The sequence below is a fragment of the Prevotella melaninogenica genome, assembly GCF_013267595.1.
Taxonomy (GTDB): Bacteria; Bacteroidota; Bacteroidia; order Bacteroidales; family Bacteroidaceae; genus Prevotella; species Prevotella melaninogenica_D.
On record NZ_CP054010.1, the window covers coordinates 227,616 to 253,436 of the forward strand.

Sequence of the window (25,821 nt, forward strand, 5' to 3'; positions counted from 1 at the left end):
CTCTTACTTAATAGTGTTTCTTCGCCCGATCCATCTCTCGTCGGTCTTCTTTTTCTTTTAGTGTTTGTCGTTTGTCGTATTCTTTCTTACCTCTTGCCAAGGCTATGTCAACCTTTGCTCGTCCGTTCTCATCAATAAAGATAAGTGTTGGGATGATAGTAAAGCCAGGAGTCTTTGATTCAGACTCAAGGTTGCGTATCTCTTTTCGAGTCAAAAGGAGTTTACGGGGGCGTTTCGCCTCATGATTAGCATACGAACCATAGAAATAAGGAGATATGTTCATCCCCTGAACCCACATTTCACCTTTTGTTATATAGCAGTAAGAATCAACCAACGAAGCCTTACCAGCACGGATAGACTTTATCTCCGTACCAGTAAGAACAATACCTGCAGTGTAAGTATCAACGAAGAAATACTCAAAAGAAGCTTTCTTGTTTCTTATCTGTACAGGTGATTTCTTTCTTTTCTCTTGTTGTTCCTTATTCATTTTCAATTGTTGCAAAATTCTCAATATGGTCATCGACATAGGCTGCAATCATTGCACTCCATCGTTCCTCATTGACCACAAATTCATCATCAAACTCGTCAAATTCTGGCATCTGTTCATATAAAGCCATGAAATCTTCGTCAGATTCAACAGCTTCAATCGCCTCGTGATATTTTTCGTAATATTTCTTTCCGTGACGAATGTGTGTGTATAGCTCTCGAATTCCCCAGTTGCGCATTGCTACGGCAAAAGGGTTCTTGAAGATAAAAGCACCATAACCATTGTATATCAACTGGACATAACCGCCATCCATCACTTCCTGATGGAGATAACTCCATGCCAACAGTGTTATCTGATCAGCATTTAGTTGCTGCATAGCTTCCAATGTTAGCTTATTATCTATTGCATTGCCAATGGCATCAACAAAGACCTGAACAAAACTGTCCATTCCTTCTTCAACGGCTTTGCGTATATCGCTATCTTTTACTTTGACGTCAATCATTAATCATTTTATTTTTAAACAATGAATAAACTATATGAGCAAGGCAGAAGAAGCATACAGCTTATTTGCCAAGTATTGATTTTTATACTTTGCAAACTTACATAAAATTATTTGATTTCATGCCTGTAGAATAAAAAAGTTGAGATTACAACACAAACCAGTTATCTAAAACAACAAGTATCGTTCTCTAATTCCTCCTCTCGAAGGGATTAGAGAACGATTATCTTCTATTTTTTTGCATAATCTGCAATAAGTTGTTGCAGTCCTTCTTTCGTACGAGTGTCATACTTAGCGGCATCCATACTTGGGGTATCCAGATATTCAGCCGTCAGTTTTATTCTTGTCTTCTCACTTCGTGTACCTAATAAGGCTTTATCGCCAAGATAGATAGCTCCATTTCTGTCCTTCAACTTCAAATAAAGTTCGTCTTTATCTAATGGATGTTGCAGAATATAATTGCCTTTTCCATCGGTAAAGAGAACCTCGAAGAACTGCGGATGACGTGTTCCGATATTAATAGAACTGCTACCCCCAGCATTTCTTAACGCACTGTCTTTTAAGCCCTTTGTACCGATATAGGTCTTACCACCAGCATAGACGGTTACGTTGTCAGCAGCCTTGAACCTCTGTTCAGTATTGCCGTTTGCATCATTGTGTGTTAGCGTTACAGAAGAACCCATTGCCGGAGCATCAAGATCGAGAATTCCATTAGTGCCTTTACCCATCTTCTTTTCAATAGATTCATAGATGATAGTGATGTTTCCCTCGTGTGTCGTGCCATCAGCAAGTACCACCTTACCAGGCACATTATAGATGTTCACGGAAGCTTTTTGGGCATCGTTCACCAACTGTTGTTCTTCCTCAACAGCCTGTTGTTCCTCTGCCTTAGCCTTGTTAGCCAGTCGCTGCTTAATGTCCTCCGTCATATCTCCCAATGTATAGCCGTTTGCAAGCAGTTTAGACACCATACGATGTGCCATCTCGTTCTCAGAGAGTTTAAATGCTGTCTTGTATTCTAAGAAAGGAAGTTTCCTATCATCACAGGTTGTTATATTGCTGAAATTCTCGCTGTTAGTCCACGATTCCAGTTTAATCTCGGCAACTTGGTTGCCCACGCGGTCCTTAATATAATAGGTTCTTTTGCCCAATGATGGTTCATTGACAAGAACCTTACCCACCATCACCTTGTTGATGATAATGTCGCCATCGTCATTGATGAAGAAAGGATGCTGTGCTGTAAATTCTTCATCGGCTTTCTCCATCTTTTTAACAACGGTATAGATGCTGTCCCATTTTGCAGAGAAAGGGGATGAACCCTGTGCGAAGAGGTTATCAATGATAGATTTCTTGATGCCGTTCACTGCGAGGAGACTGGGTTTGCTATCTAATAGTTTGTAGGCAAAAAACTTCGTATTGGACAGAACTATCCTATCTTGCGGATTAGGTAATTCAAAGACTGCGCCCTCAGGCGATATAAACTTAAGCCACTCTTCTGGCGCGCTGATGCCTTGTTTCGTCTTATTGGTAATGAAAAACGTAAGAACTTGCTTCCCATCAAGTGTAGACAATTCGCACGTTCTTTTCTCTTCTTTTAGAAGCGCTACTGGTGTTTCATTAAGTAATACCGCTCCCTTCTTTATTTTCATATCCTGGGCATGTGCGGAAAGCACCATGAAGCTGGCGATGAAGCCTAATACTGTTTTCTTCATATTGTTTATTAAAATTTAATATTAAGATGATTTGTTTGCAAAGATAACCTTTTTTCTTGATTAATTAGCAAATACTATACCTTTTTCTCTCTGAAATAGTAGCCCTTTTTCTCCTTTTATTTATCTCCAAAAATTGGATTTCCTGATTGACCTTACATAATATTACAACAGCAAAACGAGATACAGCAGAAGACAGTAAACGACCTTATATGTAAATATTTTTCACAGCTCAAATGTCTATTGATGCTCATTAGGACTTGAATTAAGGCTTAATTGGCTTTGAAAAGATGCCCTTTTGATGTCGAAGTAACGCCCTTTTGAAGCCCAACTAAGCACCTTTTTTGCAGAGGTTTTCAACATTCTGATTAACAGGAGGTTATAAACACGCAAAAAAGGGACTTTTCTTGTGAGTTTTAGCTGCGAAGCGTAAGGATTTATGTCAATATTCTTCAAAGCGAGCATATATATAGTTAAAAAATAGATTATTCTTTGAATAAAAGAGTGTTTTCGATAGATGAAAAGACCTATTCCTACTAATGTTTTCTGGCATATCTGCTTGGTATGATAAGTATAGAATGGAATAATACAGCAAATAGGAAACTTTGGTAAGCTAACTACTTGCAGCATACCAACAAAAAAGCCCACTCATTAAAATGAGCAGGCTTTAATTCTATAGTTGTAAATTGATTACTCTTCAACTGGAGTGAAATCATCCTTACCTACACCGCAAAGAGGGCAAACCCAATCATCTGGAATATCCTCAAATGCTGTACCTGGCGCAATGCCACTATCTGGATCACCAAGTTCTGGGTCATAAATATAACCACATGTCTCGCATTCGTACTTCTTCATAATGCTTCTGTTTATAATTTTAAAAATAATTTTAATTTGAATTATATCGCTTGCAAAGTTACAAGTATTTTGTAATAATTACACAATTAAATAGTTAAAAAATGCTATTACATTAATGTGCTAATATTGCTCATAGATACAAAACCTTCTGATTTACATGCAAATACAATGTCTATATACTTGATGAGAAAAGTATCTTTAAGGATTTAATTCATACATTTCACTTGGTATCTTTCGTTTCAATACTTCAAGTTTAAATTCCTTTCCAATGATTATTCCACAATCACGTAAAACAGCCTCAATCGTTTTCTTAGCCAGTTCTGGATGATTATTCTCGTCACTCAGATGGCATAACCATACATGGCGTAAAGCAGGTGAAGCATTCTCTACAAGTGCTTTTGCACAAGCTTCATTACTAAGATGTCCGTTTGGTCCACTGATACGTTCCTTTAAATGGCGTGGATATGGACCAGCAGCCAACTTCTCAGGTTCATGGTTTGCCTCAATTACCAAGTAATTAGAAATAGAAATAAACTGAGCAATCTCATCTGTGATATGTCCACAATCGGTGATTAATGTAAATCGAATACCCTCATATTCTACAGAATAACCAACACAGTCTGTGCTATCATGGGGTACTCCGAAAGGGGTTACTTTAAATTCACCAATAGTAATCTCTTCGCCTTTTTGTACGAATTTAACGTATTGTTGATCGACTTTACGTCTTACACACCAGTTCTGACTAATTCCTCTATGAACATCTTCTGTTGTATATACAGGTAGTTGCAAATCACCACTTATAGAGCCAACAGACTTCACATGATCGGCATGATCATGGGTGATAAGCACATTATGAACCATATTTAATTGCAGACCATAGTTGTGGAAATGCTTCTTTAATGAGCGAATACCAACACCACAATCAATCATTAGACAGTCTGTGTCAGTATATAAAAGATAGCAATTACCACTACTACCACTGCCGAAAGATAAAAACCTCAGCATTATTTTCTTATTTTAGGCAAATGTAACAAAAGTATTTTGATAGACAAAATTATTGTTTATGTTTGCCTTATTATACACTCTACTTTTAGGAATAATTAAACATAAAAGTATCTATGAAATGACTAAAATGGAAGTCCTACGGCGAAATGGAACGTAAAGTCTCGTTTTAGATTTGGATGCCATAAAGCATAATGCTCTTCCGTACTTGTATAAGCAGGGTTAATGGCTTTCATACCACCATCAAATCGAAGTATGAAGTAATCGAAATTGAGTCGTAAACCAAGTCCGTATGCAACCGCTATTTGATTATAGAAACTCTTAAAGCTAAACTGTCCGCCTGGTTGGTCAGCATAGTCACGTAGTGTCCATATGTTTCCTGCATCTATGAAGGCTGCTGCATCAAGTTTCCAAAACAGATGTGTACGATACTCTGCGTTTAAATCAAGCTTCATATCACCAGTCTGGTTGATAAAGTCTATTCGACCATCAACACCCTTAAACTTACCCGGTCCCAACTCTCTTACGCTCCAGCCACGAACAGAGTTGGCACCACCAGAGAAATAACGCTTCTCAAATGGAAGTACTGTACTGTTTCCATAAGGAATTGCAATACCCAAGCCACCATGTAAAGCTAAGGAGTTACGCTCGTCAAATCGTAGTATCTTTGTATAATCGAAGTCGAACTTTGCATATTGTGCATAGGCAATATTGAAAAGTGTTCGTTTTCCTTCGCTATTCTTTTTAAAGTTGAAGACACTACTCAATCCATTCAGTAAGTTGCCTGCCAATTCCATTCTTGCTCTGAAAGTTTGGTTTGCACCACTATAATTCACGCCAAAACCTGTTCGTAAAATAAACAAATCTTGATAGTTATATCGAAGAATGGCATTGCGTGTTGTCGCGTTGTCGAGGTAATCATGCTTAAAAGTCTCACTAATCCATGGCATATATACATAGCTGAGATTAAGGAGATCAAAGTCATAGGTCAGGTGACGAACAGGATCTGACCAATGATATTTCCATGCAGAAGAAAAGACTCGACGATGGAACTCTGGTCTGTTTTGTAGGTTCCAGCCCACAGATACTTCTGACATGGCACTGCTCTTTCTTTTAAAATTCTTTGAGATAAATGGAGCTAAGAAGCGAGGGAACTGTAGATGTGCTTGTACACTATACTCCTCATAGTCACTATTCTTATAGCCCTCAAGACCTTTGATTGCCTCAAAGGCTGCACGAAACTCCAAACTTAAATGTTCACTACCTCTAAAAAGGTTCCTATTCTGATAAGAAAGTACGGCTGCAGCACCTAAATCACCCGCTGTATTTGTTCCTTCTGGTTGGAAAGAGATGGTGTTTGGTTTATTGTTTGAAACCTGAATATCAGCATCTAAGTAATGCGTAGAAGATGTTGTATAGGTAAATGTCTTACCTATCACCAAACTATCATAGCGAGGAACTTCCCTAAAATTGATGTTCGTATAGCGTACTGCACCAAGACGAGAGAAGTTGTTATAAGTCTTTTGTAAGTCTATAGCCGAGAAGTATTTGTCTTTTTCTATTAGCGTATTGTCTTCCAATACTCCCTTTCTAAGATGAAAACCTGTTGAATCACCTGGAATAAAATTGACATTATTGATGACATAGCGTGGGTGTAATGTTGGTTTAGCATCACTATTCTCAACGTATTTCATTAAGTGTAAGGTCACGTTTACATGCTGTCTACCTTGCGTAGAGTCTGCAGTATAATATATGAAGTCCTTATGAAATCTGTAAAAACCAGAATCATTCAGGATATGTGTCAGTTTTTTACGCTCGTCATCCAAGGAAGTAACGGTAAATTGGCGTGGTCGATCAGTATCTTTTTTGAGGTGAGGAGCAAGTACTCTTTCAATGACAGAATCCTCTATCTCATAGTTAAATCTATCGATAATATAAGGGTTGCCTGGGTGAAGTAGGTAGTTAAGGGTCAGTTTCTTTCCTTTAACCTTTTTCTCTACGTCTACTGTTGCATTCATATAACCCATATTCTGCATAGCAACCGTCAAATCTTCTGAAGAAAGGCGAGCCTGAACAGAATCATACAATACAGGTTCCTCTCCCATTCTACGGAGTGTACGGTTAATCCATTTCGTAGTATCTTCTCCCGCCATAGCGTAAGTTCCTAATGGAATCTTAAAGAGAGAGAACCAACGTGAGTTCCCTTTTTGACGTACATACTGCATCAGAAGTGAAGAGTTAACGTCCTTTCTGTCAGAACGTAGCTCTACCTTATCTAAAAGATATTGCCCATCAGGAACAAACTTATCTGATGAACACGCTATGACAACAAGTATAGTCATAACGATAAGGAGGGGTGTGAGAAATCTATGTGACTTTGGAAACAGCATTGATATCCTAATTTGTTAATCCCAAAATAATACACGTAATCGCAAAGAAGGTTGACTTTCAATTTGCCGAACGCAGCTTATTTTATGCAAAAATAATGCAAGTGAGCGCAAAGAAAGTTGACTTTCAATTTGCCGAACGCAGCTTATTTTATGCAAAGGTAGTAAAAAGTTAAGAAGTAATAGTCGGCGAGTGGATAGTTTTTTGTAAATTTGCGAAGTGATATCAAAAAATAAGATAAAGCTTATCCATTCTCTTGAGACTAAAAAAGGAAGAGAGAAAGTAGGATTATTTGTAGCAGAAGGACCCAAAGTTGTCAATGATTTGCTGCACGAAGGGTTTGTGGCAGATGAGATTTTAGAAGATATTGAAGATATCAAAAAGGTTTCTTTTCTCCAACATCCACAGCCTGTTTTGGGTGTTTTCAAGATGCCAGAAGAAGATTGTAAAGTAACAAATGATTACTTAAGTCTATTCAATGAATACATTGATAATCAACTTGTATTAGACCTTGATGGAGTGCAAGACCCTGGTAATCTTGGTACAATCATTCGAATTGCAGATTGGTTTGGTATTGAAAACATTTTCTGTTCGCATGAGACAGCTGACTGCTGGAATCCAAAGGTTGTGCAGGCAACGATGGGAAGTATTGCAAGAGTAAAGCTTCATTACTTAAACTTGAATGAGTTGATAGACCATCTCCCTATTGACTACCCTATCTATGCCACGCTTTTGGATGGTAATAACATTTATAGTCAAGAACTCTCTCATCACGGAATGATTGTAATGGGAAATGAGGGAAAAGGTATATCTTCGCAGCTTAGAACAAAGATTAACCGAAAACTTCTGATTCCAAACTATCCTCCAGAGCGTGAAACGGCAGAGTCTTTGAATGTAGCCATTGCAACATCTATTGTTTGTGCTGAGTTCAGAAGACGATAAAAGGCTGTTATTCTTGAAATAATTAACTACCAACCTACAAAGAAACATAATATGATAAACTTACAAAATCTAATTAGAACAAATATTAGAGAACTCATCTCTTGCGCTGAAACGAAAGCTGAAGAGAATGTAAGGGATTCTCAACATATTATGCTTGATGCTAATGAAAATCCATATAACAAACCTTTTAACCGCTATCCTTCTGACGATCAGATAGAGTTGAAAGAAGAACTTGCCAAGCTAAAAGGTGTTAGAACTAAGGAGATTTTCTTAAGCAATGGCTCTACAGAGGCGATAGATATGTGCTATCGTATCTTTTGTCAGCCAAAGGTTGATAATGTTGTTGCGATAGAACCGACCTGTGAACTATACAAACATTTTGCTAAATTAAATGATATTGAATACCGTTCAGTACTTTTGGATGAGGAGTTTCAGTTAAATGCTGCAGAACTTCTTAAGGCTTGTGACAAGCATACAAAGTTAGTATGGCTTTGCTCTCCTAATACCCCAAGCGGCAATTTGCTGAATGTTGAAGAAGTTGAGAAGGTCTTGAAAGGATTTGATGGTATTGTTGTTATTGATGAGGCTTATGCTGATTTCACACGTTTACAAACCTTTCGAGAGCGTATATCGGAATTTCCTAATATAATAGTACTCAACACTTTCTCTAAGGCATGGGCAAGTGCTGCTATCCGTTTAGGCGTGGTTTATGCACAAGAAGCTATTATAAGCATCTTCAACAAGGTGAGTAGCCCTTACCATATCAGCCAACTGACACAAGCGCAAGGGCTTGATGCGCTTAAGCATCGCTATGATATCGAAGATTGGATAAAGATAATCTTGTTAGAGCGTAAGCGTATGATTCTTGCCTTCGAGAGTTTAGCTTGTTGTGAGAAAGTCTATCCTTCGAATGCCAATTTCTTCTTAGCAAAGATGAAAGATGCACAAAGTGTGTATGATTATCTGTGTGAAAAAGGTATTCATGTTAGGAACTGTTCTAATGTTTCGTTATGCGGTAATTGCTTGCGTATAACAATTGGTTCCAAGGCTGAAAACGCAGAAATCCTTGGAATACTTAGATATTATAAGCCAACAAAATAGTCTTAAAGTCTATAAGTTGATGTTGCCTTATTACAACATCAACTTATAGATAATCGAAAACTTCTGTTTAGTATTATACGATAAGGCGTCTTCGTATAAGTAATTTAGTCATGTCTTATTTATTTTATTGTGACAATAAGACATGACTCTTATGCCTTTTTAGGATAGTGCAGAGCCCCAGCACCAATGGTGCGGACGGTTAACACCAATGGTGCGGATGGTTAATAAACACGCGGACCAAAGATAGTCGTACCCACACGAACCATTGTTGAGCGACATTCCACGGCTATATCATAGTCATGACTCATACCCCATGAACGCTCTTTGAATTCAGGATCATCAGCAAAATACTTTGCCTTCAATTCGTCAAAGAGGTCGGCTGCCAACATCATCTCCTTTTTAATCTGATTACGATCATCTACATTTGATGCCATCATCATTAAACCAGAAATGTGTACATTCTTAAGCTCTTTCCACTCACCGCTCTCTAATAGTTCTCGACAAGCATCAGGAGTGAAGCCATACTTTGTTTCCTCTTCTGCAATATGGAGTTCAAGAAGAACGTTGATGACACGGTTGTACTTCGCAGCTTGCTTATTGATTTCCTTTAAAAGCTTCAAAGAGTCAACAGCTTCAACCATAGAGATATAGGGAGCAATGTATTTCACTTTATTGGTCTGTAGATGACCAATAAAGTGCCACTCTATATCCTTTGGGAGTGTCTCAACCTTACGTGACAGTTCCTGCACCTGACTTTCGCCAAAGATACGCTGCCCTTCACGATAAGCCACTTCCAAATATTCGTTAGGGTGAAACTTACTGATGGCAACCAACTTCACACCATCAGGAAGATTCCCAAGCACTTCGTGTAAATTATTTGCTACATCATACATAACTGTAAGTTTCTGTCTTGTTTACTGATTAAGTTATTGTTCGAATTCTGGCTTCTCGTTCTTCTTTCCAGCATGATGTTCAAAGACGTCCATAATCTTTGTTTCGGTGATAGCTGCAATCTCGTAATCGATCATAGTAGAACCCATCACCTCGTCTACATGCTTAACAGCACCGCTTACAGAATGTGCCTGAACAAGATAAGTTACTGAAGTACGCTTTTCCTTATCTGTCTTTTCATCCAATGTGATGAAAGAAAGCTTTGCCTTAAACCACTTGTCATCAGTATCAATATCGCTAAAGAAAATCTCACCGAATGGTGCTGGAGAGATGGCTTTTACGTCAAACTCACCACTAACATAGTGTGACATTTCCTCTGTGATAAACTCCTCAGCCTCAGAGAAACTGAATGCATCAACCACATACTGTTCAATGACTTTCTTGTTCTGACCATCTTCCATGGTCTTGTCATATCTAACTCGTGTTTCAAACCAAGTGCTTGTTCTACTTCTCATAATTATTCTTTAAGTTTTAAGCCCTGCTTTTCAGCTATCAAATAAAGACAAAATGAAGAGCAATAGGCGGTTTTATAGATGTGCAAAAGTAGTAAAAAATCTGCGTTAATCAGCTAAAAGTGCGGTTAAAATAAAAAAAATGTCTATCTTTGCATCATAGTAAAGAATATAAGAGCAGATATCTTCTACTCTCATTCATTATCGGGAGAATAAATAAAGTCATTATGCCGGAAATATCAGTTCGTGGACTTGAAATGCCGGAGTCACCTATTAGAAAACTGGCTCCACTTGCCGTTGCAGCAAAGAAACGTGGTATTAAAGTTTACCATTTGAATATCGGTCAACCTGATCTTCCAACACCGCAATGTGGACTGGACGCTCTGAAGAAGATTGATCGTAAACTTTTAGAGTACTCACCATCTCAAGGCTATCTTTCTTATAGAGAAAAACTCTGTGACTTTTACGAGAAGTTCAATATTAATGTTACACCAGACGATATCATCATTACTGCTGGTGGTTCTGAAGCTGTGCTGTATTCTTTTATGGCATGTCTAAATCCTGGAGATGAAATCATCGTTCCAGAGCCTGCATATGCTAATTATATGGCATTTGCTATATCAGCTGGTGCAAAGATAAAGACGATTGCAACCTCTATAGAAGAAGGATTTGCACTGCCTAAGGTTGAGAAGTTTGAAGAACTTATCAATGAGAAGACGCGTGCTATCATGATATGTAATCCAAACAACCCTACTGGTTATCTGTATACAAGAAGGGAGATGAATCAGATTCGTGACCTCGTTAAGAAGTACGATCTTTATCTCTTCTCTGATGAGGTTTATCGTGAGTATATCTATACTGGGTCGCCTTATATCTCTGCAATGCACTTACAGGGAATAGAGAATAATACCGTACTTATTGACTCTGTATCAAAGCGTTACAGTGAGTGTGGTATTCGTATTGGTGCGCTGATAACAAAGAATGAGGAGATTCGTAAGGCTGTGATGAAGTTCTGTCAGGCACGCCTCTCTCCCCCACTGATTGGTCAGATTGTAGCAGAAGCAAGTCTTGATGCACCTGAATCCTACTATCGTGATGTCTACGATGAGTATGTTGAGCGTCGTAAATGCCTGATTGACGGACTGAATCGCATTCCAGGCGTTTACTCTCCTATCCCTATGGGAGCCTTTTATACTGTAGCTAAACTCCCTGTTGACGACTCAGATAAGTTCTGTCGTTGGTGTTTAGAGGAATTCAATTATGAAGGTGAGACAGTAATGATGGCTCCAGCCAGTGGCTTCTATACAACACCAGGTGCTGGACATAACCAAGTTCGCATTGCTTACGTACTCAAACGTGAAGATTTACAGCGTGCTTTGATTGTTCTTCAAAAGGCTTTGGAGGCATATCCAGGACGTGTAGATGAAGAGTAAAGTCTGTTTATAATTCACAATTCATAGTTCATAATTCATAATTATGATTACTGATATTTGTTTTCGTTAATCCCTTTCTCAATTTTATTTAGGAGAGTATTACAGGTTGAAGATAGGCAAATAACTGTAAGCAAGGAATAAAAATAAGCTTGTATAATTAATATATTGAAATAGAATATGAACTCATACAGAATGAAGGTAATCATAATTATGAATTCTGGATTATGAATTCTGAATTAAAGAAGTAACCATAATTATGAACTATGGATTATGAATTCTGAATTAAAGTAGTAATCATAATAATGAATTCAGAACTCTGAATTATAAATTAAAATAATGAACTACCCGCTTTTTATTGCTCGTAAAATATATAACGGAGGAGACAAGACACGGAAGGTGTCGAAGCCTGCTATTACTATTGCTACTATTGGTGTAGCAATTGGTTTGGCTGTAATGATTGTGTCTGTATGTGTTGTATTGGGTTTTAAGCATACTATCCGTGATAAGATGGTAGGCTTTGGGAGTCATATAACTGTAGCCAACTTCCTTACATTGCAGGGCTCTGAGCAATATCCAATAGCAGTAAACGATTCACTAATAAAGGAACTCAAGGCGGTACCTGGCATTAAACATGTGCAGCGTTATGCGTATACACAGGGCATATTAAAGACCGACAATGATTTCTTAGGTGTTATGTTGAAAGGTGTTGGACCCGACTTTGATTCTACCTTTATACATAACAATATGGTAGAGGGAAGTCTCCCCCATTTCTCTGCCACAGAGAGTCAACAGAAATTAGTAATTTCTAAAACGATTGCTGACAAACTAAACCTGAAGGTGGGACAACGTCTTTTTGCCTACTTTATCAACGATCAAGGTGTTCGTACACGTAAGTTTACTATCGCTGGTATCTATGAAACAAATATGAAGCAGTTTGATTCGCAGATTTGTTTTACTGATTTATATACAGCTAACAAGCTAAACGGATGGGAAGCTGACCAATATAGCGGAGTGGAATTACTTGTTAACGACTTCTCACAACTAAATAATATAACTCTTCGCGTACTTAATAAAGTGAAGAATACGACTGACCATTACGGAGAAACTTACTCTGCAGAGAATATTATAGATCAAAATCCGCAGATATTCTCTTGGCTTGATTTAATGGACTTAAATGTATGGATTATTCTTGCACTTATGGTAGCGGTTGCTGGTGTTACGATGATATCAGGTCTATTGATTATCATTCTCGAACGTACCCAGATGATTGGTATCTTAAAGGCACTTGGTTCACGTAATCGTCAGATACGTCATATCTTCCTTTGGTTTGCCACCTTTATTATTGGTAGAGGTCTGCTTATTGGTAACATCATAGGATTGGGTATTATCTTCTTACAGAAGTGGACTGGACTTATAAGGCTCGATCCGCAAACTTATTATGTAAGTACGGTACCAGTAGAAGTCAACCTTCCACTTATCATTGCTCTTAACCTCGCGACATTGTTGGTATGTGTTGCAGTTTTGATTGCACCAAGCTATCTTATAAGTCGCATTCATCCAGCTAAGTCAATGCACTACGAGTAGTAACATTTATCCCCTTCAGAATGAAAGCTATGAAAAGGTATCGAGTGGTTATCTATATTTCTGTTGTTACGGAGATTATTTTGGTTGTACTCTGTGTTATTAAATATATCCCTGTATATAGCATCTATATAGGAAAGCTGCGGGCTAAGGATCTAATTGAAAGATTAGAAACGTATAAAAAACAGCACGGAGAATATCCGGAAACATTGAAGCCTATAGGCTTTCCAAAGGCTGAATTATGTGAGTATGTGGAGTATAAAGGTACTTATTATTATATAAGACAAAGTGAATGTGACTTTGATTTGGAAATTACTGATGGTTTAGACTCCCCTATTTACTATTCACTCGCCGAAAAATGGTTTAGTGTCAACAGGGCTGAAATTATCAAACAGCTTACAGAACCACTTTATAAAAAATATCTATTAGCAGAGTCTTCAAATAAACTCACAACCTCAGTACGTAGCAACGTTACAAAAAGTGAGAAGGAAAACATTCCTTTCTTTAACTACACAACAGCAGACAGCATAATTTTTATTAAGAAGTTTTATGACAAGAAACATATTGCTTCAAAGGGCTTTGCTTTAGTTGACGTTAAAACTAAAAGAATAAAGCCTATTGGATCTTGGACTATATTTACTTACAACGGAAAGAGTTATCAAGTTACTTATGACAAAGATTCATCTAAAGGACAAATTTTATCACGTCTTTACTTGCGGGTTACGTGCAGGTGCGAGTAAATTAGGTCTATTAACTATCTTATCTTTGATGGTATTTTCTTGTACGCTTAGAAAGCCAACTGAAGTGAAGAAGCATAGAACTGATATTAGCTTTATTAATAACCGAGATATTCATTTTGATATCTTAAAGGTGGCTTGCGATTCCTGTTTCCCTATTCACGATATTGGTTATCGTGTACGTGTAAAGCTATCCGCCGACGAGGATAGCCTTATAAGAACTATTAAGAAAGAACAATGGTTGCAACTTTTGCAGAATTCGGTAACTGATTATGCAGCCAATGCCTTGTTATATTCCCTTTACAATCGTGATGCAATAGTTTTATTATATCATAGAGACATCGAAGATTGGAGGATGTCTATGAAGGAAGATGATATAAATTACTGGAAAGGTAATCTTCGGTTTTGTAAAGAAAATTACAAGGTTGAAAAATAATTAAGGCTTACTTCAATCTGAATTAAGGCTTAATTAAAGTTCAAAAGGGCGTTAATTGAAGCCTTACTAACGCCCTTTAAGAGTCCTATTAAGCACCTTTTCTTGTACAAGTTTGTAATCGTTTGATATGCTTTTAGTTACAAAGGCGATTTAAAACGTTGTTTTCTTATCGTCGTAAGGTGTTAGATAAGAATTTTATGTAAACTATTTTCCGATTCTTCTCGTGATGATTTTAGAATGAAAATATCACTCATAGGTATTTAGTTGTTACTAAGCACACCTCGTGTTGTTGGTAAACACCTGTGGTGCGAATGGTAAACACCAATGGTGCGAGTGCTAAATACCTTATATAAAGTTACCACAGTGGAATCTTTTTATGTCTTAACTCCTGTGATAGATATCTAAAGTTTATTGGGAGAAAACACCTCTCCTTCCAAACCAACAATAGTGTCAATGCTTATTTTCTTTCTGTCTTTCATTATAATGATGCGTTCATTGGTTCGAATAGCCTTGACAACACCAGTAATCGTAAGATAATGTCCACCTGCCTTACGCCCATCGGGCTGAAAAAAGGTAATAGAGATAGTCGGCTCTTCTTCTAAATGAGAGGAAAGAATTGAGAGCTTTCGGTCCATTAATTGACGGTCGTCTTCCATCATCTCAATCTTAGGACTTGTCTGTCGGGCAGTCTCTGCAATCGCTGCACCATAACCAGTGAGGGCAGCAAAAGGAGCAAATTGAGCAGCACGGTTATACAGACTCATCTGCGGATGCCGCTTTGAGACGTGACGAGGAAGGTGAATAATATCATCGTAATTATCTGTCATGCTTTATGTCCTCCTATCTGTTTATTACGTTCCTTTGCCGTTGAACCTTCATCAAAGTTTAAGCCACGAAGCAAAGAGTTCTTACCAAACTTGTTCTTGATATTAATAATGGTTTCTTGTATCTTTCGTTCACGTGCTAATGCCACTTCTTCAATTTGCTTCTCTTTCTTTACAGCCTCATAATCTGTGAACATATCAAGTTCAACTGGTTTGGAGGTTCGCAGTTTCATTTGCTCTTCACTAATAACGTGATTGGTTGATATATTTAATCTTCTAACCAATAAGCGTTTATCAACAATCTCATCATAAAGTGCAAGGATAGCCTTTCCTATCAGTCGCGAGGAAGATGTAAAGAGGTGGAGATTGGCTGTTCCGTGAGCACTCTTGGGTACTTTTCGTCCGTACCAGTCTACAGAGACAGGTCCTGTATAATCCTTGCCAGCAGGGGAAGTAAGGCTTTCACGGTCGTAACCAACATACAGAACAAGTTGGTCAGACACACAACGTTTCTCAACTAAGTCTAATGCAATGGCATCAGCCATCTCTTGTACGACAACTCTTGCCTTACGAAAACTATAAGCCTCTTGGAGAACTTGACCACTACTCATCGAACTATGCTCCGGTCGATAAGCCTTAACCATCTCCATCGTACAAGACTCCCAACCCCAAGCATGGTCGATAAGTAGTTCGGCATTCACACCAAAGAGCTTATAAAGTAGTTCCTCTTGATGGATAGAACAACGTGCAATCTTACCCATTGTGTCAATACCATAGGAATAAAGACGCTGTGCAATGCCTCTTCCTACACGCCAAAAGTCGGTGAGTGGACGGTGGTCCCATAGTTTATCACGATAACTTTTCTCATCTAATTCGGCAATACGTACACCATCTTTGTCGGCAGGTATGTGCTTTGCAACAATATCCATCGCTACTTTACAAAGGTACATATTCGTTCCTATGCCTGCTGTTGCAGTGATACCAGTCTCACGTAAGACATCACGTATCATCTTTATTGCTAACTCGTGGGGAGTCATACGATAGCTGGAGAGGTAAGCTGTAGCATCGATAAAGACCTCATCAATGGAGTAAACATGTATGTCTTCTGGGGCAATATAGCGCAGGTAAATATTGTAAATCTTTGTGCTATGCTTGATATAATGCGACATACGAGGGATTGCCGTAAGATAATCAACAGCCCAATCAGGATGTTGTTCGAGTTCTTTCGCGTTGTATGATTTTCCTGTAAGTGCTTTTCCTGCTAAGAGACAACGTTCCTCATTAACCTCTCTCAAGCGTTGAATCACTTCAAAAAGACGCGCACGGCCAGGAATACCGTGTGCTTTCAGAGATGGTGAGACGGCAAGACAAATTGTCTTTTCAGTTCTTCCCTTATCCGCAACAACCAAGTTGGTTGTCATTGGGTCAAGTCCACGCTCTACACATTCCACACTGGCATAGAACGATTTAAGGTCTATGGCAATGTAAGTCTTAGTAGATGGTTTTCTTGATGAAGACATTTTGCGGAAGGGATAGGTGTTTAAAAGTTTTATAGAATAGTATTGCAGGAATCAAAAGACGATGAAAGAGAGTTAGTGAAGTTAAGCATCAATCCTCTTTTATAGATAAATTAGAATCGTAACTTACTTCACTAACTCCCTCTAAAATCCTTTTTTTCAGCTTTTAATAGTCCTTTTCAGTGTATTGCTCATCCAGCAACACCTTTGAAGGAGATTTGCCTGAACGATAAGTATATCGGAAGTTGAAACCAGAATCCTTATAACCTTTAGTGCCAGTGTCAGCCTTCAAAGCATCACGCAAAGCTTTTCTTAACTCAGACTTCTTTGCGTTAACAGCCTGTTCGTTATCTGCATTTCCTACAAGTGAGTAATAGTAATGAATGGTTCGAGACGAAGGTTCAAAGACCATACTGTCCATTCTTGTGTCATTTACTACGGGTGTAGGACACTTCTTTTCTGTATATTCTTTACATTCCTGTGCTGCTCTGTCCTCCAGACTTTTATGACAAGCAGAAAGAGAAAGCAGCAGTACGCCTGCATAAAGTAAGTGTTTCATTCTCATTCAAGTTAATATTAAATAGGTAAGGGCTTTATGTAAAGATAACACTTTTTATCTTCACCCTAACCATATATCCGTTGCAAAGATAAGAAAAAATAGGCAATTTCTTATTTTAAGGTTCTTAATTCTCAATAATTATGACTATATTTGCACTTTGAAAATATAGACAAACTGATGAATCATATAAGAAATTTCTGCATTATTGCCCATATTGACCATGGTAAGTCAACCTTGGCGGATCGTCTCCTTGAATATACTCAGACGATAAAGATTACTGGTGGGCAGATGCTCGACGATATGGACTTGGAGCGTGAACGTGGTATTACTATCAAGAGTCATGCTATCCAAATGGAGTACACATTGGATAAGGAGAAATATATTCTTAATCTTATCGATACTCCGGGCCATGTAGACTTCTCGTATGAGGTGTCACGAAGCATTGCTGCGTGTGAAGGTGCATTGCTTATTGTTGATGCTACACAGGGAGTACAGGCTCAGACGATTTCTAACCTCTATATGGCTATCGATCATAACTTGGAGATTATCCCTGTTATCAACAAGATTGATATGCCAAATGCTATGCCAGAAGAGGTTGAAGACGAGATTGTCGATCTTATTGGTTGTGATCCAAAGGACATTATTCGTGCCAGTGGAAAGACGGGTGAGGGTGTGCCTGACATACTTGAAGCAATCATTAAGCGTATCCCTTCACCAACAGGTGATACCAAAGCTCCGTTGCAGGCGCTTATCTTTGACTCTATCTTCAACTCTTTCCGTGGTATTATCACACTGTGTAAGGTTGAGAATGGTGTCATCAAGAAGGGTGATAAAGTTAAGTTTGTACAGACAGGAATGGAATACGCTGCTGATGAAGTGGGCGTATTGAAGATGGATATGATGCCTACCCAACAGCTCTCAACAGGAGAGGTGGGATACATCATTTCTGGTATCAAGACTGCCACAGAGGTGAAGGTGGGTGATACTGTTACCCATATAGTCAATCCTTGTGAGAAAGCTATTGAAGGATTCCAAGAAGTAAAGCCTATGGTCTTTGCTGGTGTCTATCCTGTTGACCCAAATGATTACGAAGGATTGCGTTCTTCATTGGAGAAACTGCAGTTGAATGATGCCTCACTAACCTTCCAACCAGAGAGTTCTCAGGCTTTGGGTTTTGGTTTCCGTTGTGGCTTCTTAGGTCTGCTTCACATGGAGATTATACAGGAACGTTTGGATCGTGAGTTCAACATGGATGTCATTACCACTGTGCCTAACGTAAGTTACATGGTGTATGACAAGCAAGGAAATGAAAAGGAGGTTCATAATCCATCTGGTCTACCAGACCAGACAATGATTGATCATATTGAAGAGCCTTATATTAAAGCCTCTATCATTACCTCCAGTGATTACATTGGTCCTATCATGACGCTTTGTCTTGATAAGCGAGGTGAACTCATTAGCCAGAACTATGTGAGTGGAAATCGTTTGGAACTCCTCTTCATGATTCCATTGGGTGAAATCGTGATAGACTTCTATGACAAACTGAAGAGTATTTCTAAAGGCTACGCTTCATTTGATTATCATATCGATTCTTACCGTCCTTCAAAGTTAGCTAAGCTTGACATTCTTTTGAATGGAGAGCCTGTTGATGCCCTATCAGCACTGACACATGAGAGTAATGCTATTGTTTTTGGTCGAAGAATATGTGAGAAGCTAAAAGACTTAATCCCACGTCAGCAGTTTGATATCGCTATTCAGGCTGCTATCGGAGCAAAGATTGTTGCCCGAGAGACCGTTAAGCAGGTACGTAAGGACGTTACAGCCAAGTGTTATGGTGGTGACATCAGCCGCAAGCGTAAACTTCTTGAGAAACAGAAGAAGGGCAAGAAGCGTATGAAACAGATTGGAAACGTACAGGTTCCACAGAAAGCATTCCTTGCAGTATTGAAGTTAGATTAATATCAAAGAGTAAAGAAAGGAAAGGAAAATGAAAGATTTGGTGAACGATTCAAGAGATATAGCGCGTGAATTGGCACGTAAATATAGTACGATGACCCATGATGAGTTGGATGTACTTGAAAGTATCCTCGTACCAATGAAATTCGCAAAAGGACAGATGATTCTCAGTGAAGGTGAAATCTGCAAGCACGTTTATTATATAGAAAGAGGACTAATTCGTCAATTCTATTTTAAGAACGGTAAGCAGATTACTGAACACTTAGGAGAGGATAGAAGTATCTTTATGTGTATTGAAAGTCTTTTCCGTGAGGAGCCTACTAAACTACAGGTTGAGGCTTTAGAGCCAACATGGGTTTATGCGCTACCAAAACAGAAGTTGGAGCAGGTAGCTCTTCATAATGTTAATATTCAGATTCTCTATCGTAAGATATTAGAAGAGAGTCTTATCACTTCACAGGTACATGCTGATCTTGTACGTTTTGAGACTGCACAAGCTCGTTATAAGAGAATGTGTAAGCTAAGTCCACAGGTTATCTTGCGTGCACCGCTGGTTTATATTGCCAGCTATCTGCAGATGACACCAGAAACATTAAGCCGTGTTCGTTCGTCAACATTGCTTGATGATTAATGAGTCTTTATATTTGTTAAGAGTATATGGGGTTAGAGGAGTTAAAATTAATCCTACTCGCAAAAATGTTTTGGGTAACAAATTCCTGAATATGATTGTTGGCGGAGTTAATATATTTGTGACCAATCCTTTGCCTATTAATACTAAAATAGTAAATAGATTGGTAGAGCATTATGCGTCAGAAGAGTCTGTAGAAGTTCCTGCTGAAGAACTTTTGGAAGTTCTGAAATATGTTGGAGATATTGATAACACAGATTTTGATAGTTCCAAATTTTCATATTGCATTTCAGCCCTGAGAGAAAAAAGACCAACTGTGAAATGTCGACTAATTGTTCGTATAGATAGAAATATCAGTAGAGGAACGGGAACTTTGCTTTCTCCTGCTGATAGGAAATTAGGAGACAAATTCAATAACGATATTGTTCTTACGCTATATAGAGTATTGGGCAATGTAGAAAAGGGATGGTATGGACACCCACTTTGGATTCCGAATATCAAGTTTCCCGATAATACATGTTTCTACAATACTACCGATTAGTGGAATATAACTATTAGACCGTTCTTCTTCACGCAAATATTTATGAATAAACACCAACGCTCTTGGTTAGCTTTTGCTAATAGTAAAGTTTGCAGACATGCAAACGCAATACACGATAAAGGCTTTATCAACTGGGGAATGAAAGATAACTTTCATTTCTCAGTTGGAGACATCATTTATTTGTTTGTTTCAAATGAAAGACGTGTCATGTTTCAAATGGAAGTCATCGCCGAGAATTGTCCTCGCGAGGATCAATATTACTGGGTTATTGATGCTCCCAATGATAGAACATATAAGCTACTTTTGCGAAAGGAATACAACGGAGAAGAACTGAATGAGAGTGTCCTTGAAAAGAATGGTTTCAAAGGTGGAGGTAGCATACAAAACCCTACATATAAAAACGAAAGGCTACTTTCTTATATTGAGTCAGTCTTTGACAAAGTTGAGTTTGCATTGATAGGATTGCCCACATTGGCTAATCGCCCTATTCTCTACGTTGACCTATTCTCTGGTAGATATGTTTCTACAAGAATAGGACACGAGGTATTCAATTTGGATAAGAATCCTGTTGATGGCAGATATTATGGCTATTGCCCTGCATACGGTAATGTTTCAATTTCAGAACTTGGGGCAAGACCTTTAGAGGAATCAATTTCTGGTGTTATCGTTGTTTATACGAAGAAAATGATAGGTTCATCAGACAGAGAGCTTATTGCTTTCTGCGACAATGCTACCATTCATAGGAAAGGCATCTATGATGATAATCTCCAAAGGACTATTGAAGAGAACGGAGAAAAGTCCGTTTGTAGCTTTGCAATAGAATCGGACACGCTTTTCAATCTTTCAGGGCTTGATGAAAAGTTTGTTATTCACGTTGCTGATTATAGCACTTGGATGTTCCGACAGCAACGTTTTTACAAAGGTACATATCCAAAACTGGACGACAAGATAATATCTTATATCGAAGCCTACCTTAAGAAAGAGGAGTCTGAAGATGATTTGAGCTATCAAGAGGCTATTCAGGATATTACACTTGACGATGAGGATAATTTCAAGGTATTGCTGTCCGGTAAAAATAAAATGAAAGCTCTGTATCTCTTTACTCATCGGTGTTACAGCCGTTTTACTTATCCAGGGGGCTTGGTTTTCAGTTTCAAACTGTAAGCATTATAAAATGTGCTTATATTGACAAGGAAAGCCCTATAATAACCAGATAAATTAATGAAATCATAAGTTTAAGTCTATTTTAACTAACACAGATAACTCCAAAAAAGTTTTATCGGACACCAATAATTTCAAGGACACCTCCAAGGATAAGCCAGACTTCTTGAATGGGAATAACAGCAAGATGGTCAAGAAAAATCCGAAGATTGCCAAGCAGGCACTGGCACACGCCAAGTATCGCTGTGTTGCCAATCCGAAACACATTACGTTCAATACGGCAAAGGGAAAACCTTACATGGAGGGGCATCACTTGATACCTTGCACGCAATCAAACGCCACTCTATTTTGGCAGACGAGAAATAGAAACATTGACTGTGAAAATAATATTGTCTGTCTATGCCCAACGTGCCACAGACGTATTCATTATGGCTCTATTCAAGAAAAGAAGAGCTTAATCAAGACGTTGTATGATTCTCAGATAGGAAACCTTAAAAAGGTGGGATTAGATATTTCCTTAAACGAGTTATTGAAATTGTATTCCATTTAGGAAGTTCCTCCGTGGGGCGGACTTTCGTGAATCGAACTTATAATCTCGACCTTTTGGCTTAAATCCCTAACTCATACTTACAAGCAAGTCTTGGATTCGCCATTGGGGTGCACCAAGGCTTGCTTTCTTTTTATCGGTAGTCACTTTGCTTTAGTGGACACCCTGTCGCCCAGTGGTTGGCTACCACATGTCTAATAGAAGTTAAGCAGTCTGTCCACATACTTCATTCCATTTTTCCAATGCTTCAGCCATTACAAGGATTTTGCTCATCTCTTTGTCATTATCGCAGATTGTAGCCATAAGGTGTTGGGACATCATCCCAGGCGTTTCCCCTAAAACACGAAGAATGTGTTCGATGCAGGCAAAAACTCGCTTCCATAACGTGAGTGCCATGAGGTCGACCTCCATATCCGAAAAGTGTTCGCCCATGGTTTGGTATTCTGTGAACCTCTTTTCCAAAGCCATGACGGTATTTGTAAGGTAACATAGCGTTGCGTTGGCTATCTGACCATTGAAGTCGCAACCCATGTATGAGCCGAGTCCGAGGTGTTCTTTTGTTTCCTTATTGACCACCTCAATGTTCCATTGTATCTGGTATAACTCGAAAGCACGCACAAAGTTCATCAATAGATTCGTACTAAGCATGATATTCCAAGTCTGTCGACGCCCATATTTAATCAGGTATATCATGACTGGTATATTCCCCAGACAGCCCCTCAACTCAATGTATTGACACTTGTACTTCTGGCAGCATTTGGTACGTCTTGTATACATTGCTACGAGCTCAGTGAGATTGTGTCGCTTGTTTTCCACAAAGTACTTTGTCTTTGTGAGAAGCTGGTAGAAGTTTTTCTTATATATGGAGTGTATCATTTCACCATTAATGCGGGAAAGACAAAGATAAAAAAGCTCTTCCAAAATTTGGAGTGATGTTATGATGTCCTTTATACCACTTGTTAGTAAAGAAAGTTTGTAAATAGTTCATTATAAGCGTTTTGTAGTGTGTATAACCCATGTGGTACAACAACAACTTTCGTAACCATTAAATTAGTACTTTGTATTCTTTAATATCAGTAAACAAAGGGGATATAAAAGTACATAACTTATAAAAGTTATTGATAATCAGACATTAAACATTATCATTCCAAAATCCTGAAGACCCCTTTTCTACTAAATCTCCCCTATCCTATTTCCCTAACTCACCCACATAGTGGATAATTTTCCCTTCACTTGTCACACCTTCAATTATAATACGATAGTTTGAACGATATTCTGCAGGTAAAAGTAGACGGAAAGAGCTACCGCGTAATGAGGGTAACCACACAGGAGTATGTGCGTTAGGAGTGTAACTTTGTGGAATTTGATAGCCTAATGTAGTAAAAGTCTTCGTATTTGTCAGTGGCACAGAAGCCGCTTTGAAATCCCCTTTCTTCGTTGTTATAGAGATAACACCCATACCACCAATCGCTCCCCAGATAACTGTTGAGCCACCCTTAAAGACATCTACTCTCTCAACATCAGACATCTGGATGTTGTCTAAGTCGTAATCATCATTGACAAATATCCCATCTATGGCAATAGCAGCAGGTCTTTTTCCATCCACAGCTGTACCTCCACGTACATAGCATTTCCCCAATTCAACCGTAACACTCGGTACTCTACGCAACAATTCATGCAAACAAGTTGCACCAATACTTTCTATATCACGTAGACCAAAGGAGAAATCAGCAGTTCGTGCATAAGCATCAGAACGAGAAGAATAGGTAGGTTGATGACTGAAGATATTTATTTCTTCTATCTGTATACTCCCTTTCGGTAATTCTAATGTTGCATCTACGCGTGTAGTATCATTACTTGTCCATTCAAACGGAGGAAGTTGTCCTTTATAAGCAGGGAACTCCTCTTCGTCTAACAGCAGTTTTACCCACGATTTTCCAGCTTTTGTAAACGCATTAAGGACATACTGTGTGCCTTCAGGAAAATCTATTCCTTCAAATGAAAAACGTCCTTGTGCATCGGTTTTAGTAACAGCATAAAAACCTTTATCGGGTGAAATAAGATTTACAATACCTTCTTTTATAGCTTTATGCCCTACCAATGTCTCAACTCGTCCACGTATTACAGCAGACTTTTCGATACCAATCTTTCCCTTCTTACATTCCCCTCTGATTACATCTGCCATTCGATACCGATTCCAACTACAGCTGTCAAGCAATCGTTCCGATTCATTATTAGAAAGAACAGATGCTGGTTCTTCTGGACAATCTGCCACATCCATATCGTATAATAAATGAGAAAGAATGTTTGATTGTCCTGTTAAATCGTCAGTTCCGGCATATTCTACACGTAGAGAAACGTCCATTGTCTCTCCCTCTCGTAAGCTATCAGCCTTAATAATAAAAGGTATTTGCTCATCATTTGATTTCTCTGTCCCCATCCATCTTACAGAAATCGGACACTGTTCTTTCTCTGGATATAAGAATTTCAGTTTTTCTACAACTGTTTTTAAGTTGGAATCCAAGAGCTGGAAAGAATAAATACCGCCTTGAGAAAGACTATCATAACTCAGAATAACATCTTTCCCTTGGCTTATTTTTCCAAAGTAAAGAGGGATTGAACGACAGTGAACAAATAGTCTATAGCTACTATTTAAGCTATCTGACGGATTATTAATACTTACTTTAATATCCTTGTTTAATTCATTGATAGATAGTTTTATTTTCGAATTACTATTGGTAATATCAGTAGCTTCCCCATACTTAAAAGGTAATAGCTTTCCATGACCACCAATAAAGATACTTTTAAGACTCTCATAGCGACTGAGGTTCAACATATTCTTCGTATAACTACGTAACAAATAACGTCCTTTTGCAACTCCTTCTGGAATGTCAATATGTCCAACAAAACCTTGATCGCTCCGTATTAGACGTACTCGTTTCACGACGAGATGTTCTGGATTAAGAAGTTCTACGTATACATAACGGCTCACACTATCCGCCTGATGAACTACTGCATTCACTAAGAAGACACGCAAGTTAATACGTTGCCCTGCTTGATAACTATCTGCATCGGTAAATACGTAGGTTTTCTCTTGAGGGAATAGCTGTACTTGCCGCAGGATACGACTCAGTAACACATTGTTAGTCTGAGCATACAATGATGTTTGAAAGCATGTTAGAAATATTATGAATAGTAGTTTTCTCATATAGATAGACCCCAGTGAATGAGTTTATGTAATAGACTTTCAGCAATAAAGATAATCTTCCGTAGAATCATATGCAAACTTACACAAAAATATTAAATAATAGGTTCAAAAATAGAAAAACCATACATTAACATTGAAAAACTTGTATTCTTTGTCTGTTTAGGGTGTTATAATGTTTTTCAAACTACAAATTACTTATGTTTTAAACGTATAGTGTAGTGGTGTTAACCATTAGCACCAATGGTACGGAGCATCAGCACTATATGTGCGGAGCATCAGCACTATATGTGCGGAGTATCAACACCAC

The 25,821-nt window shown here is 38.3% G+C and carries 23 protein-coding genes and 1 pseudogene; 11 read left to right on the top strand and 13 right to left on the bottom strand.

The window, feature by feature from the left end:
- Window positions 1-7: 7 nt before the first annotated feature.
- From smpB to tamL, 6 genes are all read right to left on the bottom strand, one after another.
- Window positions 8-487 carry an SsrA-binding protein SmpB gene (gene smpB, locus FIU21_RS00895; RefSeq protein WP_004359770.1) on the bottom strand — a complete coding sequence of 160 codons (480 nt, stop codon included), beginning with the start codon at window positions 485-487 and terminating at the stop codon, window positions 8-10.
- Window positions 480-989: a DMP19 family protein gene (locus tag FIU21_RS00900; protein ID WP_004359768.1), complete on the bottom strand. Its 510-nt coding sequence runs from the start codon at window positions 987-989 to the stop codon at window positions 480-482. The genes smpB and FIU21_RS00900 overlap by 8 nt, the downstream gene beginning before the upstream one ends.
- A 227-nt stretch (window positions 990-1,216) precedes the next feature.
- On the bottom strand, window positions 1,217-2,698 hold the full coding sequence (locus FIU21_RS00905; RefSeq protein WP_004359766.1) for a hypothetical protein: 1,482 nt from the start codon (window positions 2,696-2,698) through the stop codon (window positions 1,217-1,219).
- Window positions 2,699-3,385: 687 nt separating this feature from the next.
- Entirely contained in the window at window positions 3,386-3,550 is a 165-nt protein-coding gene (rd, locus tag FIU21_RS00910; protein ID WP_004359765.1) for a rubredoxin, read from the bottom strand.
- Between the two features lie 198 nt (window positions 3,551-3,748).
- The gene (locus FIU21_RS00915) at window positions 3,749-4,555 is read right to left on the bottom strand and encodes an MBL fold metallo-hydrolase (protein ID WP_036886070.1); all 807 of its coding nucleotides are present in this window, start codon (window positions 4,553-4,555) and stop codon (window positions 3,749-3,751) included.
- A gap of 122 nt (window positions 4,556-4,677) precedes the next feature.
- Complete coding sequence (gene tamL / locus FIU21_RS00920; RefSeq protein WP_004359762.1) at window positions 4,678-6,942, bottom strand: translocation and assembly module lipoprotein TamL; 2,265 nt, start codon at window positions 6,940-6,942, stop codon at window positions 4,678-4,680.
- Between the two features lie 217 nt (window positions 6,943-7,159).
- Here tamL and FIU21_RS00925 point away from each other — a divergent pair, with 217 nt between their 5' ends.
- Together FIU21_RS00925 and hisC are read left to right on the top strand one after the other, a co-directional pair.
- The gene (locus FIU21_RS00925; RefSeq protein WP_004359760.1) at window positions 7,160-7,882 is read left to right on the top strand and encodes an RNA methyltransferase; all 723 of its coding nucleotides are present in this window, start codon (window positions 7,160-7,162) and stop codon (window positions 7,880-7,882) included.
- 51 nt (window positions 7,883-7,933) lie between these two features.
- Window positions 7,934-8,983 carry a histidinol-phosphate transaminase gene (gene hisC, locus FIU21_RS00930; RefSeq protein ID WP_004359758.1) on the top strand — a complete coding sequence of 350 codons (1,050 nt, stop codon included), beginning with the start codon at window positions 7,934-7,936 and terminating at the stop codon, window positions 8,981-8,983.
- Between the two features lie 221 nt (window positions 8,984-9,204).
- Here the strand turns inward: hisC and FIU21_RS00935 are convergent, their stop codons facing one another.
- Complete coding sequence (locus FIU21_RS00935; protein ID WP_004359757.1) at window positions 9,205-9,876, bottom strand: YggS family pyridoxal phosphate-dependent enzyme; 672 nt, start codon at window positions 9,874-9,876, stop codon at window positions 9,205-9,207.
- 33 nt (window positions 9,877-9,909) lie between these two features.
- Complete coding sequence (locus FIU21_RS00940) at window positions 9,910-10,389, bottom strand: DUF4494 domain-containing protein (RefSeq protein WP_004359756.1); 480 nt, start codon at window positions 10,387-10,389, stop codon at window positions 9,910-9,912.
- A 224-nt stretch (window positions 10,390-10,613) separates the two neighbouring features.
- Between FIU21_RS00940 and FIU21_RS00945 the strand changes: the two genes are divergently transcribed.
- From FIU21_RS00945 to FIU21_RS00960, 4 genes are all read left to right on the top strand, one after another.
- On the top strand, window positions 10,614-11,819 hold the full coding sequence (locus tag FIU21_RS00945; RefSeq protein ID WP_004359754.1) for a pyridoxal phosphate-dependent aminotransferase: 1,206 nt from the start codon (window positions 10,614-10,616) through the stop codon (window positions 11,817-11,819).
- A gap of 336 nt (window positions 11,820-12,155) precedes the next feature.
- Window positions 12,156-13,403 (top strand): ABC transporter permease, encoded by a 1,248-nt coding sequence (locus FIU21_RS00950; RefSeq protein ID WP_004359752.1) that lies wholly within the window; start codon window positions 12,156-12,158, stop codon window positions 13,401-13,403.
- A 29-nt stretch (window positions 13,404-13,432) separates the two neighbouring features.
- Complete coding sequence (locus FIU21_RS00955) at window positions 13,433-14,140, top strand: hypothetical protein (protein WP_155812490.1); 708 nt, start codon at window positions 13,433-13,435, stop codon at window positions 14,138-14,140.
- A gap of 64 nt (window positions 14,141-14,204) precedes the next feature.
- Window positions 14,205-14,573, top strand: coding sequence for a hypothetical protein (locus tag FIU21_RS00960; RefSeq protein ID WP_254361430.1), 369 nt, complete (start codon window positions 14,205-14,207; stop codon window positions 14,571-14,573).
- Window positions 14,574-14,974: 401 nt separating this feature from the next.
- Here the strand turns inward: FIU21_RS00960 and FIU21_RS00965 are convergent, their stop codons facing one another.
- From FIU21_RS00965 to FIU21_RS00975, 3 genes are all read right to left on the bottom strand, one after another.
- Window positions 14,975-15,400 (bottom strand): YolD-like family protein, encoded by a 426-nt coding sequence (locus tag FIU21_RS00965; protein ID WP_004359744.1) that lies wholly within the window; start codon window positions 15,398-15,400, stop codon window positions 14,975-14,977.
- On the bottom strand, window positions 15,397-16,917 hold the full coding sequence (locus tag FIU21_RS00970) for a Y-family DNA polymerase (RefSeq protein ID WP_004359742.1): 1,521 nt from the start codon (window positions 16,915-16,917) through the stop codon (window positions 15,397-15,399). The genes FIU21_RS00965 and FIU21_RS00970 overlap by 4 nt, the downstream gene beginning before the upstream one ends.
- Window positions 16,918-17,080: 163 nt before the next feature.
- Complete coding sequence (locus tag FIU21_RS00975) at window positions 17,081-17,479, bottom strand: DUF8479 domain-containing protein (protein WP_004359734.1); 399 nt, start codon at window positions 17,477-17,479, stop codon at window positions 17,081-17,083.
- A 171-nt stretch (window positions 17,480-17,650) separates the two neighbouring features.
- Between FIU21_RS00975 and lepA the strand changes: the two genes are divergently transcribed.
- The 5 genes from lepA (at window position 17,651) to FIU21_RS13435 (ending at window position 22,309) form a co-directional block, all read left to right on the top strand.
- Complete coding sequence (lepA, locus tag FIU21_RS00980; RefSeq protein WP_004359732.1) at window positions 17,651-19,432, top strand: translation elongation factor 4; 1,782 nt, start codon at window positions 17,651-17,653, stop codon at window positions 19,430-19,432.
- 28 nt (window positions 19,433-19,460) lie between these two features.
- Window positions 19,461-20,060 (top strand): Crp/Fnr family transcriptional regulator, encoded by a 600-nt coding sequence (locus tag FIU21_RS00985; protein WP_036864618.1) that lies wholly within the window; start codon window positions 19,461-19,463, stop codon window positions 20,058-20,060.
- A complete protein-coding gene (locus tag FIU21_RS00990) occupies window positions 20,053-20,598 on the top strand; it encodes a hypothetical protein (protein WP_172891271.1) in 546 nt (181 codons plus the stop codon). Before FIU21_RS00985 ends, FIU21_RS00990 begins: the two co-directional genes overlap by 8 nt.
- Before the next feature lie 42 nt (window positions 20,599-20,640).
- Complete coding sequence (locus FIU21_RS00995) at window positions 20,641-21,762, top strand: hypothetical protein (RefSeq protein ID WP_172891272.1); 1,122 nt, start codon at window positions 20,641-20,643, stop codon at window positions 21,760-21,762.
- Window positions 21,763-22,057: 295 nt separating this feature from the next.
- Window positions 22,058-22,309, top strand: a complete 252-nt coding sequence (locus FIU21_RS13435) for an HNH endonuclease (protein WP_367302985.1) — start codon at window positions 22,058-22,060, stop codon at window positions 22,307-22,309.
- A gap of 201 nt (window positions 22,310-22,510) precedes the next feature.
- On the opposite strand, the pseudogene FIU21_RS01005 reads toward FIU21_RS13435, so the two are convergent.
- Together FIU21_RS01005 and FIU21_RS01010 are read right to left on the bottom strand one after the other, a co-directional pair.
- Window positions 22,511-23,254: pseudogene (locus FIU21_RS01005) on the bottom strand (IS4 family transposase); the annotation flags it as partial.
- 241 nt (window positions 23,255-23,495) lie between these two features.
- The gene (locus FIU21_RS01010) at window positions 23,496-25,514 is read right to left on the bottom strand and encodes a TonB-dependent receptor plug domain-containing protein (protein ID WP_231291321.1); all 2,019 of its coding nucleotides are present in this window, start codon (window positions 25,512-25,514) and stop codon (window positions 23,496-23,498) included.
- Window positions 25,515-25,821: the final 307 nt, after the last annotated feature.

Excerpts from the sequence above, each read along its gene's own strand:
- smpB (WP_004359770.1), bottom strand. The coding sequence starts at position 487 with ATGAATAAGGAACAACAAGAGAAAAGAAAGAAATCACCTGTACAGATA.
- FIU21_RS00900 (WP_004359768.1), bottom strand. The coding sequence starts at position 989 with ATGATTGACGTCAAAGTAAAAGATAGCGATATACGCAAAGCCGTTGAA.
- FIU21_RS00905 (WP_004359766.1), bottom strand. The coding sequence starts at position 2,698 with ATGAAGAAAACAGTATTAGGCTTCATCGCCAGCTTCATGGTGCTTTCC.
- rd (WP_004359765.1), bottom strand. The coding sequence starts at position 3,550 with ATGAAGAAGTACGAATGCGAGACATGTGGTTATATTTATGACCCAGAA.
- FIU21_RS00915 (WP_036886070.1), bottom strand. The coding sequence starts at position 4,555 with ATGCTGAGGTTTTTATCTTTCGGCAGTGGTAGTAGTGGTAATTGCTAT.
- tamL (WP_004359762.1), bottom strand. The coding sequence starts at position 6,942 with ATGCTGTTTCCAAAGTCACATAGATTTCTCACACCCCTCCTTATCGTT.
- hisC (WP_004359758.1), top strand. The coding sequence starts at position 7,934 with ATGATAAACTTACAAAATCTAATTAGAACAAATATTAGAGAACTCATC.
- FIU21_RS00935 (WP_004359757.1), bottom strand. The coding sequence starts at position 9,876 with ATGTATGATGTAGCAAATAATTTACACGAAGTGCTTGGGAATCTTCCT.
- FIU21_RS00940 (WP_004359756.1), bottom strand. The coding sequence starts at position 10,389 with ATGAGAAGTAGAACAAGCACTTGGTTTGAAACACGAGTTAGATATGAC.
- FIU21_RS00945 (WP_004359754.1), top strand. The coding sequence starts at position 10,614 with ATGCCGGAAATATCAGTTCGTGGACTTGAAATGCCGGAGTCACCTATT.
- FIU21_RS00950 (WP_004359752.1), top strand. The coding sequence starts at position 12,156 with ATGAACTACCCGCTTTTTATTGCTCGTAAAATATATAACGGAGGAGAC.
- FIU21_RS00955 (WP_155812490.1), top strand. The coding sequence starts at position 13,433 with ATGAAAAGGTATCGAGTGGTTATCTATATTTCTGTTGTTACGGAGATT.
- FIU21_RS00965 (WP_004359744.1), bottom strand. The coding sequence starts at position 15,400 with ATGACAGATAATTACGATGATATTATTCACCTTCCTCGTCACGTCTCA.
- FIU21_RS00970 (WP_004359742.1), bottom strand. The coding sequence starts at position 16,917 with ATGTCTTCATCAAGAAAACCATCTACTAAGACTTACATTGCCATAGAC.
- FIU21_RS00975 (WP_004359734.1), bottom strand. The coding sequence starts at position 17,479 with ATGAGAATGAAACACTTACTTTATGCAGGCGTACTGCTGCTTTCTCTT.
- lepA (WP_004359732.1), top strand. The coding sequence starts at position 17,651 with ATGAATCATATAAGAAATTTCTGCATTATTGCCCATATTGACCATGGT.
- FIU21_RS00985 (WP_036864618.1), top strand. The coding sequence starts at position 19,461 with ATGAAAGATTTGGTGAACGATTCAAGAGATATAGCGCGTGAATTGGCA.
- FIU21_RS00990 (WP_172891271.1), top strand. The coding sequence starts at position 20,053 with ATGATTAATGAGTCTTTATATTTGTTAAGAGTATATGGGGTTAGAGGA.
- FIU21_RS00995 (WP_172891272.1), top strand. The coding sequence starts at position 20,641 with ATGAATAAACACCAACGCTCTTGGTTAGCTTTTGCTAATAGTAAAGTT.
- FIU21_RS13435 (WP_367302985.1), top strand. The coding sequence starts at position 22,058 with ATGGAGGGGCATCACTTGATACCTTGCACGCAATCAAACGCCACTCTA.
- FIU21_RS01010 (WP_231291321.1), bottom strand. The coding sequence starts at position 25,514 with ATGAGAAAACTACTATTCATAATATTTCTAACATGCTTTCAAACATCA.